Origin of the sequence: Streptomyces purpureus (assembly GCF_014648195.1) — a bacterium.
In the GTDB taxonomy this organism is placed as follows: domain Bacteria; phylum Actinomycetota; class Actinomycetes; order Streptomycetales; family Streptomycetaceae; genus Streptomyces; species Streptomyces purpureus.
The window spans coordinates 70,653-90,367 of the sequence record NZ_BMQQ01000022.1 but is presented as its reverse complement, the minus strand read 5'-3'; the positions used below and the strand labels follow the sequence as shown (position 1 = coordinate 90,367).

At 72.2% G+C, this 19,715-nt stretch carries 15 protein-coding genes and 1 pseudogene; 1 reads left to right on the top strand and 15 read right to left on the bottom strand.

Annotated features, from left to right (window positions below):
* The first annotated feature begins 6 nt into the window (after window positions 1-6).
* On the top strand, window positions 7-969 hold the full coding sequence (locus IEZ01_RS24845; RefSeq protein WP_189203855.1) for a slipin family protein: 963 nt from the start codon (window positions 7-9) through the stop codon (window positions 967-969).
* A gap of 410 nt (window positions 970-1,379) precedes the next feature.
* Here the strand turns inward: IEZ01_RS24845 and IEZ01_RS24840 are convergent, their stop codons facing one another.
* From IEZ01_RS24840 to IEZ01_RS24775, 15 genes and pseudogenes are all read right to left on the bottom strand, one after another.
* A complete protein-coding gene (locus IEZ01_RS24840; RefSeq protein WP_019889851.1) occupies window positions 1,380-3,074 on the bottom strand; it encodes a proline--tRNA ligase in 1,695 nt (564 codons plus the stop codon).
* A gap of 175 nt (window positions 3,075-3,249) precedes the next feature.
* The gene (locus tag IEZ01_RS24835) at window positions 3,250-3,786 is read right to left on the bottom strand and encodes a GNAT family N-acetyltransferase (RefSeq protein ID WP_019889850.1); all 537 of its coding nucleotides are present in this window, start codon (window positions 3,784-3,786) and stop codon (window positions 3,250-3,252) included.
* 21 nt (window positions 3,787-3,807) lie between these two features.
* Window positions 3,808-4,668 carry a GNAT family N-acetyltransferase gene (locus tag IEZ01_RS24830; RefSeq protein WP_189203853.1) on the bottom strand — a complete coding sequence of 287 codons (861 nt, stop codon included), beginning with the start codon at window positions 4,666-4,668 and terminating at the stop codon, window positions 3,808-3,810.
* Between the two features lie 136 nt (window positions 4,669-4,804).
* A complete protein-coding gene (gene ispG / locus IEZ01_RS24825) occupies window positions 4,805-5,962 on the bottom strand; it encodes a flavodoxin-dependent (E)-4-hydroxy-3-methylbut-2-enyl-diphosphate synthase (RefSeq protein WP_019889847.1) in 1,158 nt (385 codons plus the stop codon).
* A gap of 138 nt (window positions 5,963-6,100) precedes the next feature.
* Window positions 6,101-7,402, bottom strand: coding sequence for a M50 family metallopeptidase (locus IEZ01_RS24820; RefSeq protein WP_019889846.1), 1,302 nt, complete (start codon window positions 7,400-7,402; stop codon window positions 6,101-6,103).
* A complete protein-coding gene (gene dxr, locus IEZ01_RS24815; protein ID WP_019889845.1) occupies window positions 7,399-8,658 on the bottom strand; it encodes a 1-deoxy-D-xylulose-5-phosphate reductoisomerase in 1,260 nt (419 codons plus the stop codon). Before dxr ends, IEZ01_RS24820 begins: the two co-directional genes overlap by 4 nt.
* Window positions 8,659-8,717: 59 nt before the next feature.
* Window positions 8,718-9,446 (bottom strand): hypothetical protein, encoded by a 729-nt coding sequence (locus IEZ01_RS24810; RefSeq protein WP_019889844.1) that lies wholly within the window; start codon window positions 9,444-9,446, stop codon window positions 8,718-8,720.
* Between the two features lie 48 nt (window positions 9,447-9,494).
* Window positions 9,495-10,727, bottom strand: a complete 1,233-nt coding sequence (gene aroA / locus IEZ01_RS24805; protein ID WP_019889843.1) for a 3-phosphoshikimate 1-carboxyvinyltransferase — start codon at window positions 10,725-10,727, stop codon at window positions 9,495-9,497.
* Window positions 10,728-11,039: 312 nt separating this feature from the next.
* Entirely contained in the window at window positions 11,040-12,971 is a 1,932-nt protein-coding gene (locus IEZ01_RS24800; protein WP_019889842.1) for an acyl-CoA dehydrogenase family protein, read from the bottom strand.
* Between the two features lie 520 nt (window positions 12,972-13,491).
* A complete protein-coding gene (locus IEZ01_RS24795) occupies window positions 13,492-14,937 on the bottom strand; it encodes an aldehyde dehydrogenase family protein (RefSeq protein WP_189203851.1) in 1,446 nt (481 codons plus the stop codon).
* Window positions 14,938-15,151: 214 nt separating this feature from the next.
* Window positions 15,152-15,619, bottom strand: a complete 468-nt coding sequence (locus tag IEZ01_RS24790) for an outer membrane protein assembly factor BamB family protein (RefSeq protein WP_386384644.1) — start codon at window positions 15,617-15,619, stop codon at window positions 15,152-15,154.
* 36 nt (window positions 15,620-15,655) lie between these two features.
* A pseudogene (locus IEZ01_RS36270) lies at window positions 15,656-15,823 on the bottom strand (hypothetical protein); the annotation flags it as partial.
* Window positions 15,824-15,874: 51 nt separating this feature from the next.
* Window positions 15,875-16,456 carry a hypothetical protein gene (locus IEZ01_RS24785; protein WP_189203847.1) on the bottom strand — a complete coding sequence of 194 codons (582 nt, stop codon included), beginning with the start codon at window positions 16,454-16,456 and terminating at the stop codon, window positions 15,875-15,877.
* Window positions 16,457-16,523: 67 nt separating this feature from the next.
* A complete protein-coding gene (locus tag IEZ01_RS24780; protein ID WP_189203845.1) occupies window positions 16,524-17,483 on the bottom strand; it encodes an EamA family transporter in 960 nt (319 codons plus the stop codon).
* Between the two features lie 317 nt (window positions 17,484-17,800).
* A complete protein-coding gene (locus IEZ01_RS24775) occupies window positions 17,801-19,372 on the bottom strand; it encodes a PucR family transcriptional regulator (RefSeq protein ID WP_019889838.1) in 1,572 nt (523 codons plus the stop codon).
* Window positions 19,373-19,715: the final 343 nt, after the last annotated feature.

Below are 19,715 nucleotides of genomic sequence, written 5' to 3'. Positions count from 1 at the left end.
GCCGTGATGGTCGAAGAGCTGTTGTCCGCGGCGGCAGGCGTGGGAATAGCCGCTGCCGTGTATGTGGGCGCCGCCGCGCGCGTCGTGAAGCAGTACGAGCGGGGTGTGGTGTTCCGTTTCGGTCGGCTGATGGGCGAGGTACGCCGGCCCGGCTTCACCATGATCGTTCCGGTGGTGGACCGGCTGCACAAGGTGAATCTGCAGATCGTCACGATGCCTGTGCCCGCGCAGGAGGGCATCACGCGGGACAACGTGACGGTCCGGGTCGACGCGGTCGTGTACTTCAAGGTCGTGGACGCGGCGGAGGCGCTGGTCCGGGTCGAGGACTACAAGTTCGCGGTCTCGCAGATGGCGCAGACGTCGCTGCGGTCGATCATCGGCAAGAGCGACCTCGACGATCTGCTGTCCAACCGCGAGAAGCTCAACCAGGGCCTGGAGCTGATGCTCGACTCCCCCGCCATCGGGTGGGGCGTGCAGATCGACCGGGTCGAGATCAAGGACGTCTCGCTGCCGGAGACGATGAAGCGGTCGATGGCCCGCCAGGCGGAGGCGGACCGGGAGCGCCGGGCGCGGGTGATCAACGCGGACGCGGAGCTCCAGGCGTCGAAGAAGCTGGCGGAGGCGGCGCATCAGATGGCCGACGCGCCGTCGGCGCTCCAGCTGCGGCTGCTGCAGACAGTGATGGCGGTGGCGGCGGAGAAGAACTCCACGCTGGTGCTGCCGATCCCGGTGGAACTGCTGCGGTTCCTGGAACGCGCGGGCCAACCGCCGACCGCGCCGGCGTCGCCGCTCCCGGAGCCACCCGCGGCCCCGGCACCCCCGCTGCTGCGCGACGGCGACCTCCCGCCCATGGCCCCAGAGGCCCCACCGGGCCCGGCCCCGGAAGCCCTCCCCGGCGAACCGGGCGGCCCTGCGGCCCCGGAGCCACCACTCGCAGCGGCCGACCCGGAGGGTCGTCAGGAGCCGTGAGGTAGGGCGCCGCGGGGCACGGGTCGGTACGTCCGGGCGGCGAGGCGGGCCTCGGGGCGGGCAGGAGTCGCTGCTGCGGCGGTCGGCCCTGGGATGCGAGCGGGCTGCCTTGGCACCGCGAGGCCACACGCCTCTGCGCGGGCGGGAGTCGCTGCCCCGACAGCCGGCTCTCGAATCCAGACGGCGCAGGCCCTCGCGGGCCGTACGCCCCCGGCCGCGATGCCCCACGTCTCGGCATGGGCGAGGGTCGCTGCCGCGGCGGCCGGCCCTGGGGATCTTGGCGCGGCAGCCCCCTGCGGGCCGCCCTGGGCCGCGCCCGGGCGCCACGGCCACCGGCGCGACAGGTCCGGACGCGCCGAGGGGCGGTGCCCCTGCGGGCACCGCCCCTCGGGCGTTTCGCGGCGGCGTGGCTACGCGCTCAGGCGGGCGATCGCCTCGTCGACCGTGAGTTCCTCGCGCTCGCCCGTGCGGCGGTCCTTGAGTTCCAGGACGCCCTCGGCCGAGCGGCGGCCCGCGACCAGGATCTTCGGGACGCCGATCAGTTCGGCGTCGGTGAACTTCACGCCCGGGGAGACGCCCGCCCGGTCGTCGACCAGCACGCGCAGCCCCGCGGCCTTCAGCTTCTCGGAGACCTCGAGCGCCAGCTCGGTCTGGAGCGCCTTGCCGGCGGCGACGACGTGGACGTCGGCCGGGGCGACCTCGGCGGGCCAGCACAGGCCCTGCTCGTCGGCGTGCTGCTCGGCGAGCGCCGCCACCGCGCGGGAGACGCCGACGCCGTACGAGCCCATGGTGACCCGGACCGGCTTGCCGTTCTGGCCGAGCACGTCGAGCTGGAAGGCATCGGCGTACTTCCGGCCGAGCTGGAAGATGTGGCCGATCTCGATCGCGCGGTCCAGCTTCAGGCCGGTGGCGCACTTCGGACACGGGTCGCCCTCTTCGACCACGACGACGTCGAAGTAGTCGTCGACCTCGAAGTCACGGCCCGCGACGACGTTCCTCGCGTGCTTGTCGGCCTTGTTGGCGCCGGTGATCCACGCGGTGCCCGGGGCGACGCGCGGGTCGGCGATGTAGCGGACCTTGTCCAGGCCTTGCGGGCCGACGTAGCCGCGGACCAGGTCCTCGCGGCCCTCGAAGTCCTCGGCGGTGACCATCTCGACGACGGCCGGGGACAGGTGGTCCTCCAGCTTGCCGAGGTCGACCTCGCGGTCGCCGGGGACACCGACGGCCACGATCTCGCCGTCGACCTTGACCAGGAGGTTCTTCAGCGTGGCGGAGGCCGGTACGCCCAGGTGCTCGGCGAGGGTCTCGATGGTCGGCGTGTCGGGGGTGTCCAGCTCCTCGACCGGGCCGACCGCCGAGCCGTCGACCGCCTCGGCCTTGAAGGTCACGGCCTCGGTGTTGGCGGCGTAGTCGCAGTTGGGGCAGTAGACGAAGGTGTCCTCGCCGGCCGCGGCCGGGGCGAGGAACTCCTCGGAGGCGGAGCCGCCCATGGCGCCCGAGATCGCGGAGACGATCTTGTGCTTGAGGCCGAGCCGGTCGAAGATCTTGATGTACGCCTGGCGGTGCAGCGCGTACGACTCGGCCAGGCCCTCGTCGGTGGTGTCGAAGGAGTACGAGTCCTTCATCTGGAACTCACGGCCGCGCAGGATGCCCGAACGGGGACGCGCCTCGTCGCGGTACTTGGTCTGGATCTGGTAGAGGATCACCGGCAGGTCCTTGTAGGACGTGCACTGGTCCTTGACCAGCTGGGTGAAGATCTCCTCGTGGGTCGGGCCGAGGAGGTAGTCGCCGCCCTTGCGGTCCTTCAGGCGGAACAGCTCGGCGCCGTACTCCTCCCAGCGGCCGGACGCCTCGTACGGCTCCTTGGGCAGCAGCGCCGGCAGCAGGACCTCCTGCGCGCCGATCGCGTCCATCTCCTCGCGCACCACTCGCGAGACGTTCTCCAGGACCTTCATGCCCAGCGGCAGCCAGGACCAGATGCCGGCGGCGTTGCGGCGGACGTATCCGGCGCGGACGAGCAGCTTGTGGCTGAGCGTCTCGGCGTCCGCCGGGTCGTCGCGCAGTGTCTTGACCATCAACCGGGACATGCGCTGGACCTGGGCCATGGGGAACTCTCCTGCGGTGAAAAGTGTGATGGCTAGGAGGTTAGCCGGGCGGCGCCCGCGGGCGGTAATCAGTTCCGGCGCAGAAGGGGCAGTGGCGCGCCCATCACCGCGTACGGCTTCGGCGCGCTGGGACTGTGTCCCCCGGGGGGCAACCCCCGGACCCCCGGCCGGTGCGTCAGCGCCGCCGTAGCGGGAGCGGCGCGCCCATCACCGCGTACGGCTTCGGCGCGCTGGGGAACAGGACGCGGCGGGCCAGGTCCGTGTAGCCGAGCGCGCGGTACAGGCCCCGGGCGGGGCTCTCGGTGTCGATGGCGGAGAGGATCGAGCGGGGCTGTTCGGCGGCGTCGGTGATCGTGGTGATCAGCTCGCGGCCGATTCCGCGGCCCTGGTGGTCGGGGTGGACGTGGAGTTCGGTGATGACGAAGGAGTCGTCGAGCCAGTCCTCGGTGCCGGTGGCGCGCAGGTACGGTTCGACGACGGTGGACCACCAGTGGGTGCGGTCGTTGGGCATGCCGTAGACGAACCCGACGAGGCGGCCCTCGGGGGTGGTGGCGCCGTACGCACACGCGCCGGGGTTGAGCAGGTGGCGCAGCACGATATGGCGGCGTACGGCGATCTCGTCCTCGCTGAGCCCGAAGGCGAGGGCCTGCACGGCGAGGGCGTCGTCCACCCGTGCGGCGAGGTTGACCGGTCCGACCACGACGTCATTCATGCGGCGAACCCTACAAGTGCCTCAGAAGAGCACGCTCATGAAGGCGCCGACCTCGCGGAAGCCGACGCGGCGGTAGGAGGCCCGGGCGGGGGTGTTGTAGTCGTTGACGTAGAGGCTGACGACGGGGGCGACGTCGGCGAGGGCGTACTGGAGCACGGCGGCCATGCCGGTCTCGGACAGCCCCCGGCCTCGGTGTTCGGGGGCGACCCAGACGCCCTGGATCTGACAGGCCTGGGGGGTCGCCGCGCCGATCTCGGCCTTGAAGACGACCTTGCCGTCCTCGATACGGGCGAAGGAGCGGCCGGTGGAGACGAGTTCGGCGACCCGGGCCTGGTAGAGCAGTCCGCCGTCGCCGGCCATCGGGGAGATGCCGACCTCCTCGGTGAACATGGCCACACAGGCGGGCATGATCACGTCCATCTCGTCCTTGCGGATGCGGCGCACGAGCGGGTCGGGGGCGATGTCGGCCGAGGGCTGCTCGGTGACCATCAGGGGCTGGTGGGGGCGTACGTCACGGGCGGGCCCCCAGCTGGGTTCGAGGAGGCGCCAGAGCTGGGAGGTGGACGGGGCGGGGCCGACGATGGAGGAGCAGCGGCGGCCGACGCGGCGGGCGCGGTCGGCGAAGGCGCGGACGGCCTCCGGGGTGGCGCAGATGGGCACGAGGTTGGCGCCGGAGTAGCAGAGCGAGTGCAGTCGGCCGCGGTCGTACCAGCCCCACATCTCGCCGCCGAGGCGCCAGGGGTCGAGCCCGGCGGCCTGGACGCGGGCCGTGACGAAGGCGTTCTCGACGGGGGCGCTCTCCAGGACGGCGAGCGCGGCGCCGAGATCGCCGGGTTCGAGGACCCGGGTGGGGGCTTGCGTCAACACGAGGGGCCTCACCATGCGGTCTGCTGATCTCCGCACTGTACCTGGCGTGCCTGGGGAGTGTCGGCCGCAGCGGGAAGCCCCGCCCTGGGGGCGGGGCTTCGGTGGCCGACAAGTGCCGGTGGCGAGGTGGGCAGCCGGCGACGGCGACGGGTCAGCCGGCGACGGCGACGGTCGGTTCGCCGCTGGCGACGCCGTCCTTCTCCATCTGCTCGGCGATCTTCATGGCCTCGTCGATCAGGGTCTCCACGATCTTCGACTCCGGCACGGTCTTGATGACCTCGCCCTTGACGAAGATCTGACCCTTGCCGTTGCCGGAGGCCACACCGAGGTCCGCCTCGCGGGCCTCGCCCGGGCCGTTGACGACGCAGCCCATGACGGCGACGCGCAGGGGGACCTCCATGCCCTCCAGGCCCGCCGTCACTTCCTCGGCCAGCTTGTACACGTCCACCTGGGCCCGGCCGCAGGACGGGCAGGAGACGATCTCCAGTCGGCGCTGGCGCAGGTTCAGCGACTCCAGGATCTGGATGCCGACCTTGATCTCCTCGGCCGGCGGGGCCGACAGGGAGACCCGGATCGTGTCACCGATGCCCTCGGACAGCAGCGCGCCGAAGGCGACGGCCGACTTGATGGTGCCCTGGAACGCTGGACCGGCCTCGGTGACGCCCAGGTGCAGCGGGTAGTCGCACTGCGCCGCCAGCTGACGGTAGGCGTTGACCATCACCACCGGGTCGTTGTGCTTGACCGAGATCTTGATGTCGCGGAAGCCGTGCTCCTCGAAGAGGGAGGCCTCCCACAGCGCCGACTCCACCAGCGCCTCGGGGGTGGCCTTGCCGTACTTCTTCAGCAGCCGCGCGTCCAGGGAGCCGGCGTTCACGCCGATCCGGATCGGGGTCCCGGCGTCGCCCGCAGCCTTGGCGATCTCCTTGACCTTGTCGTCGAACTGCTTGATGTTGCCCGGGTTCACCCGCACCGCCGCGCAGCCGGCGTCGATCGCCGCGAAGACGTACTTCGGCTGGAAGTGGATGTCCGCGATGACCGGGATCTGCGACTTGCGCGCGATCGTCGCCAGCGCGTCGGCGTCGTCCTGGGTCGGGCACGCGACCCGTACGATCTGGCAGCCCGACGCCGTCAGCTCCGCGATCTGCTGGAGCGTGGCGCCGATGTCCGAGGTCCGGGTCGTCGTCATCGACTGCACCGAGACAGGCGCGTCACCGCCCACGGCGACCGAGCCGACGTGGATCTTCCGGCTGACCCGGCGGTCGGCGAGCTTCGTCGGAACGGACGGGATACCGAGAGAAATCGCGGTCATCTGCTGTGCAACCCCAAGGTGTGGATCGAGGTCCCGAGATCGGCGGGCTCCAGTTACCGAGATTACAGCCCCGACGGCGAGCGGCCGGACACCACGGGGTGTCCGGCCGCTGTACTTCTGCTCCGACGTGGGGTCCGGTCAGGAAATCTTCACGGGGTTGACGATGTCCGCGACCAGTACGAGCAGGGTGAAGCAGATGAAGATCCCCGCCACCACGTAGGCCACCGGCATCAGCTTCGCCACGTCGAACGGCCCCGGGTCGGGGCGCCGGAAGAGCCGTGCCACGTTGCGGCGTACGGACTCCCAGAGGGCGCCCGCGATGTGGCCGCCGTCCAGCGGGAGCAGCGGGAGCATGTTGAACAGGAACAGCGAGAGGTTGAACATCGCGAGCAGCATCATGAACGACGCCACGATGTTCTCCGTGGGCACATCGAGGTTCATGACCTCGCCGCTGATCCGGGCGGCGCCGACGACACCGACCGGGGAGTCGGCCTTGCGCTCGCCGTCGCCGAAGGCCGCGCTCCACAGGTCCGGGATCTTGCCGGGGAGGGCGACAACCGAGTCGACGCCGTTCTCGATCATGTCGCCCATCCTCACGAAGGACTCGCCGAAGGAGAGCGGCTGGATGACGGTCTTCGCCTCGAAGCCGAGGTAGCCGGCCTCGACGAACTTCTCCGGGATGACCTCGCCGTCGGAGTCCTTGGCGGCCACCAGGTTCTTGGCGAGGTTGGCGGTGAGGACCTTCTCCTCGCCGTCGCGGTGGACGGTGATGGTGGCCGGGCCGATGGTGGCGCGGATCCGGTCGGAGAGGTCGCCCCAGGTGGTGACCGGCTCGCCGTTGAAGGCGACGATCTTGTCGCCGACCTTGAGTCCGGCGGCCTGGCCGGGTGAGACGGCGTCCTTGGCGGCGCAGGTCTCGCGCCGCTCGCTCTGCGCGATCACGCACTTCTGGACGCCGGCCACCTCGGTGGTCTGCTTGGCGAAGCCGAAGGTCATCGCCACGCCGAGGAAGATCGCGACGGCGAGGACCAGGTTCATGAACGGTCCGGCGAACATCACGATGACGCGTTTCCACGGCTTGCGCGTGTAGAAGAGCCGCGTCTCGTCGCCGGGCTTGAGCTCCTCGAAGGAGGCCTCGCGGGCGTCCTCGATCATGCCGCGCCAGGGGGAGGTGGAGCGGGCCTCGACCCGGCCGTCCGGGCCGGGCGGGAACATCCCGATCATGCGGATGTAGCCGCCGGCCGGGATGGCCTTGATTCCGTACTCCGTCTCGCCCTTGTGCCGGGACCAGATCGTCGGGCCGAAGCCGACCATGTACTGGGGCACCCGGATGCCGAAGAGCTTGGCCGTGGAGAGGTGGCCGAGCTCGTGCCAGGCGATGGAGAAGAGCAGCCCCACGGCGAACAGCGCTATGCCGAGGACCGTCAACAGAATCGTCATGCGCGCGCCTCCGCGGTCCGCTGGTCGAGCTTGTCTGCCAGTTCACGGGCCCGGGCCCGGGCCCAGGTCTCCGCTTCCAGGACGTCTGCCACCGTCAGTGAGGTTCCCCGGGCGGGTGAGCCGTGTTCGGTGACGACTGCGGTGACCGTATCCATGATTCCGTTGAACGGCAGCCGCTGGTCGAGGAACGCGGCAACACATTCCTCGTTCGCCGCATTGAACACCGCCGGGGCCGTGCCACCCATCTCCCCGACGTGGCGGGCGAGTCCCACGGACGGGAAGGCGTCGTTGTCCAGCGGGAAGAACTCCCAGGTGGAGGCGGTGGACCAGTCGAAGGCGGGGGCCGCGTCGGGGACCCGCTCGGGCCAGCCGATGCCGAGGGCGATCGGGCCGCGCATGTCGGGCGGGGTGGCCTGGGCGAGGGTCGATCCGTCGGTGAACTCCACCATCGAGTGGACGTAGGACTGGGGGTGGACGACGACCTCGATGCGGTCGAAGGGAATGTCGTAGAGGAGGTGCGCCTCGATCACCTCCAGGCCCTTGTTGACCAGGGTGGCGCTGTTGACCGTGATGACGGGGCCCATCGCCCAGGTGGGGTGGGCGAGGGCGTCCTCGCGGGTGACATGGGCCAGCTCGGCCTTCGTACGGCCGCGGAAGGGGCCGCCGGACGCGGTGACGACGAGCCTGCGGACGTCGGCGCGGGTGCCGGCGGCGAGGGCCTGGAAGAGGGCGGCGTGCTCGGAGTCGACGGGGATGATCTGGCCGGGCTTGGCCAGGGCCTTGACCAGCGGGCCGCCGACGATCAGCGACTCCTTGTTGGCGAGGGCGAGGGTGCGGCCCGCCTCCAGGGCGGCGAGGGTCGGCGCCAGACCGATGGAGCCGGTGATGCCGTTGAGGACGGTGTGGCACTCGGAGGCGGCCACCTCGGTGGCGGCGTCCGGTCCGGACAGGATCTCGGGCAGCGGCTCGGAGCCGTACCGCTCCTTGAGCGCGTCCCGGAGCGCGGGCGCCATGTCCTCACGGGCCACCGCGACCGTACGGACCCGCAGCCGGTGCGCCTGCTCGGCCAGGAGCGCGACCCGTCCGCCGGCGGCGGAGAGCGCGGTGACACGGAAGCGGTCGGGGTTGCGCAGGACCAGGTCGATGGCCTGGGTGCCGATGGACCCGGTGGAGCCGAGGACGACGATGTCCCGGCGGCCTTCGGAGGGATCGAAGACGATATGCGGGTCGGCGAGAGGAGAGGGGCTGTCGCTCATGCCCCCCATTCTTGCCGTATCCGCGCGCGGCCCTGACAGCGCGGGCCCTCCCGTCGTGCTCAGACCGTGCCCAGGGCCTGGAACTTGCGCCACTGGGCGTTGACGACCTCGGCGGGGACGCCGCCGATGTCCTTGGTGTCGGTGATCTCCGCGCGGAAGGCGAGCGTGGTGGAGCCGGAGCGGATCACGGTGAGGTATTCGTACAGCTTCACCTCGCCCTTGACGTCGAGGATCGTGAAGCGGAAGGCCTTGGCCTCGTCGCCGAGGGCGGGTGCCTTGGCGGGTTCGACCTTGAGGTACTTGGCCTGGGCGACGGCCCGTTCCTCGGTGAATCCGGCGGCGCAGCCGCTGCCGGCCGCGGTGAGGTTCTTGAGGACGGTGGCGGCGCCGCCGTCGGCGTAACTGCGCAGCTGGACGGCGACTTCGAGGCCGAACATCTCGTCGGGGACGTCGACCTTGCGCTGGACCTCGGCGGCCGGGTCGGGGTCGGCGACCTCCTTGGCGAGGCTGACCAGGGGCTGGCAGAGCGCGGGCTGGGCGGTGTAGCTCTCGCTGAGCGGGGCGCCGAGGGTGTACTCGGAGGCGGTGTACTTCCCGACCTTCTCGCCGTCGGTGAAGGCGGCCGACTTCAGCTGGGCCTCGGTGAGGGCGCCGGCCGCGGCGGGCGTCTTCGGCGTCGGCGAGGCGGCGGGCTTGTCGTCGGAGCCGCCGTCGGGTGTGCCGGAGCAGGCGGTGAGCATCACCCCCGCCAAAAGGAGCGCCGCCGTGTGCTTCGCCGTGCCGAACATCCGTGCCCCCATCGGTGGTGATCGCGATCGCCTGCCGATTATGGGTGATCAGGCGGTGACGTGCCGGAACTCCTCGAAAACGTGATGGAACTCGGGGAACGTCTTCCGGACACAGCCGGGGTCGTCGAAGGTGATGCCGGGCGTGCGCAGGCCGGTCACCGCGAAGGACATCACGATGCGGTGGTCGCCGTGGGTGGCGATCTCGGCGGGGGCGGGGGTGCCGGGGTGGATCTCGATCCAGTCGGGGCCCGTGTCGACGGTGATGCCGAGCCGGCGCAGGTTCTCGGCGCAGGCGTCGAGCCGGTCGCACTCCTTGACGCGGGTGTTGGCGACGTCCTCGATCCGGACGGGTCCGTCGGCGAACGGGGCGATGGCGGCGAGGGTCGGCATGGTGTCGGAGATGTCCCGCATGTTGACCGTGAGCCCGTGGAGGCGGCCGGTACCGCGGACGGTGGTCCGCCCGTCGGCGATCTCCACATCGGCGCCCATCCTGCGGAGCACGTCGACGAAGCCGAGGTCGCCCTGGAGGGCGCCGGTGCCGAGGCCCGGGACGGTGACGGTGGTGCCGGTGAGGGCGGCGGCGGCGAAGAAGTAGCTGGAGGTCGAGGCGTCGGGCTCGATGGCGTAGGTGGTGGCATGGTAGCCGGTGGGGGCGACGGTGTAGGTGCGGCCGTCCCGGGTCACCTCCGCCCCGAAGGCGCGCATCATCGCAAGGGTGATCTCGACGTACGGCTCCGAGACGAGGTCGGTGACGGTGATCCGCAGGCCCTCGGCGGTGAGCGGGCCGAGCATGAGGAGCGCGGTGAGGTACTGCGAGGACTGCCCGGCGTCGAGGGTGAGATCGCCGCCCTTGATGCCGTGCGCGGCGACGGTCAGCGGGTGGTGGCCCTCGGCCTGTTCGTGGACGAGGTCGACGCCGAGGGCGCGCAGCGCGGTGGTGAGCGGGCCGAGGGGGCGGCGGCGCATCTGCGGGGAGGCGTCGAAGCGGTACGTGCCGTGGCCGGCGGCGGCGAGGGTGGGCAGGAACCGGGCGGTGGTGGCGCCGTCGCGGCAGTAGACGTCCGCGCTGTCGGCGGCGGGCCCTTGGGGGCGGCCCTCGATGTGCCAGGCGTCCGCCGTCCGCTCGACCCGGTAGCCGAGCGCGCCGAGCCCTTCGGCGAACCCCTCGGTGTCGTCGGACACGAGGGGCCGCAGGAGGGTGGTGGTTCCGTCGGCCGCCGCGGCGAGGAAGAGGGCGCGGGCGGTGACGGACTTGGAGCCGGGGATGTGGGTGACGGTCACGGGGCCATGGTGCCGGACGGACGGTGGGTGACGGGTGGCCGTTCCGCAGGGCGGGACGGCCAGGGGGGCCGTGGGGTCGGAGACGGGTGGCGGGTGGTGGGTCCGGGTGACGGCTGGCCGGCGCGGGGTGGCCGTTCCGTGCGGCGGGACGGCCACGCGACCGTGGTGCCGGGACAGGTGCCGGGTGGCGGGTCCGGGTGACGGGTCCGGGTGGCGGGTCCGGGTGGCGGGTCCGGGTGGCGGGTGGCGGGTCCGGGTGGCGGGTCCGGGTGGCGGGTGGCCGTTCCGCAGGGCGGGACGGCCACCCGTGTCTCAGTCGATGGTGCGGTGGACGTTCTCGTGTTCGGAGGGGCCGGGGGTCGCGTCCGCGATCCAGGCGCCTTCGCCGCTCGGGTCGACGATGCCCTCTTCGAGCCAGGTGTAGCTGCCGTCCAGGACGCCGTTCACGATCTTGCGGTCGTCGTCGTCCGTGTTGGCCCACAGACGGCCGAAGAGCTCCTCCACGCGCAGCCGGGACTGGCGGCAGAAGACGTCCGCGAGCCGGGTGGCCTCCCGGCCGTGGTCGCCGGTGAGGCGCAGGTGCTCGGCGCGTACGCAGGCGGCGCTCATCGCGAAGAGTTCGGCGCCGATGTCGACGATCCGGCCGAGGAAGGCTTGCTTGGTCTCCATCCGGCCCTGCCAGCGGGACATCGCGTAGAAGGTGGAGCGGGCGAGCTTGCGGGAGGCCCGTTCCACGTACCGCAGGTGTGTGGCGAGGGGGCCGAACTCCGCGTACGAGCTGGGCAGTTGCCCCGGTCCGGCAACGAGCTTGGGCAGCCAGCGGGCGTAGAAGCCGCCGGCCTTGGCGCCCGCCCTCGCCTTGTCGGAGAGGGACTTGTCGGGGTCGATGATGTCGCCGGCGACGGCGAGGTGGGCGTCGACGGCCTCGCGGGCGATCAGCAGGTGCATGATCTCCGTGGAGCCTTCGAAGATGCGGTTGATGCGCAGGTCGCGCAGCATCTGCTCGGCGGGGACGGCACGTTCGCCGCGGGCCGCGAGCGAGTCGGCGGTCTCGTAGCCACGGCCGCCGCGGATCTGGACCAGTTCGTCGGCCATGAGGCAGCCCATCTCGCTGCCGTACAGCTTGGCGAGTGCCGCCTCGATGCGGATGTCGTTGCGGTCCTCGTCGGCCATCTGGGAGGCGAGGTCAACGACGGCTTCGAGGGCGAAGGTGGTGGCGGCGATGAAGGAGATCTTCGTGCCGACGGCTTCGTGCCGGGCGACCGGCTTGCCCCACTGCTCCCGTACGGCCGACCACTCGCGGGCGATCTTCAGGCACCACTTCCCGGCGCCGACGCACATCGCGGGCAGCGAGAGGCGGCCGGTGTTGAGGGTGGTGAGGGCGATCTTGAGGCCGGCGCCCTCGGGGCCGATGCGGTTGGCCGCGGGGACCCGGACCTGGTGGAAGCGGGTGACGCCGTTCTCCAGGCCGCGCAGGCCCATGAAGGCGTTGCGGTGCTCGACGGTGATGCCGGGCGAGTTCGCCTCGACGACGAAGGCGGTGATGCCGCCCTTGTGGCCCTCGGACTTCGGCACCCGGGCCATCACGACGAGGAGGTCGGCGACCACGCCGTTGGTGGTCCAGAGCTTCACGCCGTCCAGGACGTAGTCGTCGCCGTCGGGCACGGCGAGGGTGGCGAGCCGGGCCGGGTCCGAACCGACGTCGGGCTCGGTGAGCAGGAACGCGGAGATGTCGGTACGGGCCAGCCGGGGCAGGAAGGCGTCCTTCTGCTCCTGGGTGCCGAAAATTTTCAGCGGCTGCGGTACGCCGATCGACTGATGGGCGGAGAGCAGGGCGCCGAGGGCGGGGCTGGCGGAGCCGACGAGGGCCAGGGCGCGGTTGTAGTACACCTGGGTGAGGCCCAGGCCGCCGTACTTGGGGTCGATCTTCATACCGAGCGCCCCGAGCTTCTTGAGGCCGTTGACGGTCTCGTCGGGGATCCGGGCCTCGCGCTCGATCAGGGCGCCGTCGATCTTCGTCTCGCAGAAGACGCGCAGCTTGGCGAGGAACTGCTCGCCGCGCCGTGTGTCCTCCTCGGACGGCATCGGGTGGGGGTGGATGAGGTCCAGGCGGAAGCGGCCGAGGAAGAGCTCCTTGGCGAAGCTCGGCTTGCGCCAGTCCTGCTCGCGCGCGGCCTCGGCGACCTGCCGGGCCTCACGCTCGGTGACTTTGGGCTGCTGGGGCTTCTGAGTAGGGGCGGACATGACAGCTCACCTCGCCGCGGTTGGGGGGCTCGTGGCTACTCGTCCGTAGTACCCGATTTCGGAGCGTACGGAAAGACGGAAAGGCGGCCGGAGCCCCGGGGGCGGGGCCGGCGGACGGGTGCAGCGCTGTGCGGTGCCCGCATCGGATCGGCATGACGGCGGGGGATGCGTCCGGGTGGTTTTCCTCGGACGGACGGCTGGAGTCTCGTCGCCTCGGCGTACGAGATGTTGCGGTGGGGGGTCAGCGGGCTGCGGGGGCAAGAGGGCACCGGATTCCCCCTGAGCACGGATGGGACCGTGGGGGTCGCGGCTGCCGCCATCGCCGACCCGTTGTTCCAGGAGATGGGCGCCGAGGTCACGTTCGAGCCGGTGATGAACCTCGACGATCTGAGGAAGGGCCTCGCCGCGCTGCGCCGACGCCACCTGAGGCAAGGTGTCCCGTCGTCGGCGACACCGTCGCAAAAAAGACGGCCGGAGCCCCCGCACAGTGGGCTCCGGCCGTCGGTCTGGGGCGAACGTTTTACAGCGCGAGGCCCGTGAGAACCAGCACCCGCTCGTAGGTGTAGTCGTCCATGGCGTAGCGGACGCCCTCGCGGCCGACGCCGGACTTCTTGGCGCCGCCGTACGGCATCTGGTCGGCGCGGTAGGACGGGACGTCGCCGATGATCACGCCGCCGACCTCCAGCGCGCGGTGGGCGCGGAAGGCGGTCTGCAGGTCGTGGGTGAAGACGCCGGCCTGGAGGCCGAAGTCGGAGTCGTTGACCGCGGCGAACGCCTCGGCCTCTCCGTCGACCTTGGCGATCGTGAGGACCGGTCCGAAGACCTCGGCGCGGGCGAGGGTGACGTCGGCCGGCAGGTCGGCGAGGACGGTCGGGGCGTAGGTGGCGCCGTCGCGCTTGCCGCCGGTGAGCAGGGTCGCGCCGGCCGCGACGGCCTCCTCCACCCAGGCCTCGACGCGCTTGGCGGCGTTCTCGTCGACCAGCGGGCCGACGTCGGTGGCGTCGTCCGCCGGGTCGCCGGTGACCTGGGCCTCGACCGCGGCGACGACCTTCGGCACCAGGCGGTCGTAGACCGAGGCGTCGGCGATCACGCGCTGCACGGAGATGCAGGACTGACCGCCCTGGTAGTTGGAGAAGGTGGCGATACGGGTCGCCGCCCAGTCCAGGTCCTGCTCGGACGCCCAGTCGCCGAGGACGACGGCGGCGGCGTTGCCGCCGAGTTCCAGGGTGCAGTGCTTGTGCGGCACCGACTGCTGGATGGCGTAGCCGACCTTGTCTGAGCCGGTGAAGGAGATGACGGGGAGGCGCTCGTCCTGGACGAGGGCGGGCATCCGGTCGTTGGGGACCGTCAGCACGGACCAGGAACCGGCCGGCAGGTCGGTCTCGGCCAGCAGCTCGCCCAGGATCAGGGACGAGATGGGGGTGGCCGGGGCCGGCTTGAGGATGATCGGGGCGCCGACGGCGATGGCCGGGGCGACCTTGTGGGCGCTGAGGTTCAGCGGGAAGTTGAACGGCGCGATGCCGAGCACGACACCCTTGGGGATACGGCGGGTGAGCGCGAGCCGGCCGACGCCGCCGGCCTCGGTGTCGAGGCGCTGGGCCTCGCCGCCGTTGAAGCGCCGGGCCTCCTCGGCCGCGAAGCGGAAGACGGAGACGGCACGGCCGACCTCACCGCGGGCCCACTTGATCGGCTTGCCGTTCTCGGCGGAGATCAGCTGGGCGATCTCCTCGGTGCGCTCGGCGAGCCGCTTCGACACGTGGTCGAGGGCGGCGGCGCGCACATGGGCGGGGGTGGCGGCGAACTCGTCCACCACGGCGTGGGCGGCGGCCACGGCCTCCTCGACCTGAGCCTCGGTGGGCACGCTGACCTTGCCGACCAGACGTCCGTCGAAGGAGTTCGTGACGTCGAAGGTGGCCTCGCCGGTGGCCTGACGGCCGGCGAGCCAGAAGCCGTGGGTGGTCGTCATTGCGTCCCGGCCCTTTCCGTATCGGGGTGCGAGCGATCGCTCACGTGACACGTTAGGGCGAAGCGGGCGGAGGGTCGCTTGTCCGTCCTGGAGTGGTGGGCGGGGGCTCCTGTCCGCTTTGGCGAGGCAGGAGCCCCGGCCGGTCACCAGGGCTCGTGCACGAGACCCCGAGGTACGAGCCCGGCCCGTCACCAGGGCTCGTACAGGAAACCCGTCACCAGCGCTCGTACACCGAGAAGGGGCGGCCCCCGCCCTCGCTCCCGCGGACCGCGACGACCAGATCCTGGTGGGTGAGCACGTCCCCGAGCTTGCCGGCGTAACCCACCACATGGTCGCGGAAGGCCCGGTCGTCGTCCTCGTCCCCCGTGGCGGCGTCGAAGACGTACAGCGTGTCCCCGTACTTCCAGTCCGTTCTCACGGTTGTGACCCGGCCGTCCGTCACGTTCAGGACGTCGACGCCGCTGGTGCCGTTCCCGACGTCCTCCCGCCACAGCTCACGGCCGCTCGCGAGGTCGAAGGCGACGACCCGCTCCCAGGAGCCGCCCTGTCCACCCTCGTACGAGGCGATCGTGAAGAGCCGTCCGCCCTCGACGACCGCTTCGCTGATCGAGCCATGATCGCCGACGTCGTCGATCCGGCTCTGGAGACGGCCGTCGGAACCGAAGGCGAGGGTGGCCCGCATGCCGCCGTCCTGATCCGCGACGCTCACCACCGCCGGGTCGGCGGACATCACGCGCACGTTCGCGTCCGCGGCCACGCCGCGCCGTGCGTCGACCGGCACGGTCCAGCGCGCCTTCCCGCCGGCCGGGTCGAACGCGGCGAGCTTGGCCTCGGTGCCGCAGCCCAGGACGGCGACGACCTGCTTGCGCGAGACGGCGACGTGGCCCCGGGACGCAGCCCTTCGGTAGGGCGGCCGTCCAGCGCGGAGCGCCGGTCTTCAGGTCGAAGGCGCGGACGCGGCCGCCGTGTGGAGCACGCCGAGTCCACCGCCGGCGACGACGATGCCCGCCCCTGGGCCGGCCTTCCCGGTCGTCGGGGTGCGGACGGTACGCCACAGCTCGCGGCCCTTGGTGAGGTCGATCGCGACGACGGTGGCGCAGCCCTTGCCCGGCCTCCCCTCGCCGGTCCCGGCCCCGGTCCCGGTCTCCCGGCCCGCCTCGCCGTAGGCGATCAGGGCGACCGGATCACCCGAGCCGTCGCTGACCGCGCATATCTCGGCCCGGCGGGGCACGACGTACTCCCAGCGCTTCGCACCGGACCGGACGTCGAAGCCGGCGACGGAGTCGAAGCGGCTGCGGACGACGGTGTCGTCGGCGAGCCAGACGCGGTCGCCCTGGCCGGCGCTCTCACCTTCGTTCGGAGCCTCCCAGGCCGTGGTCATGGAGAAGCCCGGCAGGTAGCCCGAGTTGACCAGGAACACGAACGGAATGCCGACGACGAGTCCGAGGACCACCGCGACCCCTACCAGGATGGCGAGCAGCCGTCTCCACCCCTGCGCCGCCGCTTCGGCGTTGGACATGCAAATCCCCCCCAGATACACCTGTTCGAATGGCCTTCAGGGTAGGGGATCGGTGATCAACCGCGTCTCAACCGCGCCTCTCCGTCGAGACGATGAGACAGACGCCGCCCACGACGATCAGGCCGCCGAGCACGATCGGCCAGCTGAGCGCCTCGCGGAGGACGAGGGCGCCGAGGGCCACGGCGACGACCGGGTTGACGTAGGCGTAGGTGGCGACGAGGGAGATCGGCGCGGTCTGGAGCAGCCAGGCGTACGCGGTGAAGGCGACCAGCGAGCCGAACAGGACCAGGCCGCCCCAGGCGACCCAGGAGCGGGCGGAGAAGGCGGCGAGGTCGAGTCCGCGCTGCTCGCCGCGGACGAGACCGACGGCGAGGCAGCCGAGGCCGCCCGCGATCATCTCGTAGGCGCTGGCGGCGAAGGGGTTCTTCGGCATCGGGATCCGCGAGGCGGAGAACGAGCCGATCGCCCACAGGGTGCTCGCGGCGACGACGGTCAGCACGCCGCCGATCCGTACGTCTCCGCTGAGTCCGGGCAGGGTGAGCACGGCGAGCCCGGCGAGGCCGAGCAGGACACCGCAGAGCGCTCCGGCGCCGGGCCGCTCGCCGGCGCCGGCCTTGAGCATCACGACCAAGGCGGGCACGACGGCGATGAGCAGGGCGGTGAGGCCGGACGGTATGGAGGTCTCGGCGAGGACGACCAGGCCGTTGCCGCCGAGCAGGAGGAGGAGACCGACGACGGAGGCGGAGATCAGCTGGCGGCGGTCGACCCTGAGCACGCCGGGACCGTGGCGCCAGGCGAGCAGTCCGGCGAGCAGCAGCCCGGCGGTGACGAAGCGGGCGGCCCCGGAGAGGAAGGCGGGCATCGTCTCGACGACCACGCTGATGCCGAGGTACGTGGAGCCCCACACGACGTACACGATGGCGAGGGCGCCCCAGACCGCCGCGGACGTCCGACGGCGGGTCGGGGCGGGCGGTGCGTCGGAGGGGCCTTCGGTGTCGGATGCCGGGTCGACGGCGGGGCGTGTCATGTCCAGGAGGTTAGGGATCAGGAACCTCAAACGCCAAGAGTTTTGCCCGAGTTCGGGCAGCGCCCTGCCCGCACTCGGGCAGGATTGGGGGTGGTGGCGGGCGGCTCGGGTACGAGGCGTGCTCATCCGGCTCGGGTACGAGGCGCTGCCGACTGGCTGGGGTACGGGCCGTCGCATCGTGGCTCGGGTACGGGGGCTTTCGCACCCGGCTCGGGTACGGGACGTTTGCCGGCCGGCTCGAGTACGGGGCGTTCGCATCCTGGCTCGGGTACGGGACACTTCCCTCCCGGCTCGGACGCGAGCCCTACGCCTCGCCGCTACTTCGGCTGCTCCGGCTGCTGTGGCTCGCCGGTCGCCTTGAGGGCCAGCCACAGCTCCATCCGGACGTCCGGGTCGTCCAGGGAGCGGCCGAGGATCTCCTCCACCCGGCGCATCCGGTAGCGCAGGGTGTGGCGGTGCACACCGAGGTCGGCGGCGGCCGCGTCCCACTGGCCGTGGCGGGAGAGCCAGGCGCGCAGGGAGGCCACCAGGTCGCCGCGGCCGGTGGCGTCGTGTTCGCGCAGGGCCCGCAGCATGCCGTCGGCGAAGGCGCGGACGGCGTCGTCGGCCAGGAGCGGGAGGACAGAGCCGGAGGCGAGCTCCTCGTGCTCGACGAGGGCGCGGCCGCGGCGGCGGGCCACCGACAGGGCCTGCTCGGCCTGCTTGTAGGCGGCCGCGGCGGCGATCGGGCCGGTGGGCGCCGACAGGCCGACGACCAGGTGGGCGTCCTCGGCCTCCTTGTCGCCGTACATCTCGCAGGCGGTGACGACCGCGCCGCCGTCGCCGGCGAGGACGACCAGCCGGTCCTCGCCCTCCGGGACGGTCAGGACGGCCTCCCCGGCCCGGGCGGCGGCCGCCTCAAGCGATTCGGCGAGGGCGGGCAGCGGGGCTTCGGCGGCCGGGTCCTTCTCCCCCGCGCTCTCCGCGATCAGCAGCCGGAACGGGGCGTCCAGCAGGCCGCCGTACAGATCACCGGCCACGGCACGGGCGTGGTCGGGCTGGCCGGAGAGCATCATCCGCAGGACGGCCGCGCCGAGCCGCTGCTCGGCGGCCTGGAGCGAGCGGGAGCGTTCCGTGGTCAGGGTCAGCAGGGCGATCGCGGAGTGCACGGCGTACCGCTCGGCGGTACCCAGCGGGGCGCCGGTGCCGACGGCGAGCGCGCCCCGTACCCGGCGGCCGGTGCCCAGGGACTGGAGCTCGACCCGGTCGTCCGTCCCGCCGACGACGGCGCTCGCGGGCGCGGGGCGCTCCCGCAGCCGCTCCACGTCGGCGGTGAGCCGGGCGGCGCGCCGGGCGGCCCATTCGGGCGAGGCGGCGAGGACGGTACCGGATGCGTCGTACAGCGCGGCCCAGCCGTCCACATGGGCGGCGAGCCGGGCCACGACCGCGTCCGGCCCCTCGGCGAGGGCGGCGCGGGTCAGCTCGCGCTGGGCCTCGAAGCCGGCGGTGACCGCGCGGTACTGGTCGGCCGCGATCGCCGCCGACACGGCCTTGCTGATGGCGAGGAACGGCGTGCGGCGCGGGACCTCCAGGAGCGGCATGTTCTCCTCGCGGGCGGCGTCGAGGAGGGCCTGCGGGATCGCGTCGTAGTTCACGCCGACGGCGAACCCGATGCCGACGACACCGGCGCCGGCGAGCCGCCGTACGTAGCGGCGCATCGCCGCCGGGTCCTCGGCGTCGAGGGTCATGGCCGTGACGAGGAGCAGCTCGCCGCCCTCCATGTACGGGACGGGGTCGGCGAGCTCACTCACATGCGCCCAGCGCACGGGGATGTCGAGCCGGTCCTCACCCGCGCGCACGGTGAGCTTGAGCGCCGAGTGCTGCACGAGCGAGGCGAGCGTGGGGGGCATGGGGACCGTAGGCCCTTCGGGCGGCGGGGACGGAGAGGAGGTGCTCCGATTCTGCCAGGGCCCGAGCGGACCCGCGCCTGCCCGGCGGGGCGGGCCTCGCTAGGCGAACGGGGCGGGGCGGGGTGGGCCGGGCCGACCGGGGGCGGGGTGAGCCGAGCCGAGCCGGGCCGGGCTGGCCCGACCGGGGCGACCGGGGCGAGCCGACCGAAGCGGCGGAAGGTGGGCGGGCGGCGGAAGGTGGGCGGGCGGCGGAAGCATGTCCGCGGGCGCGCCGTCCACGGGCGCCGGACTCGGCGAGTGCGGCCAGGCCCCGCCGGGCCGGCCGGGGCGGCCGGTGGGCCGA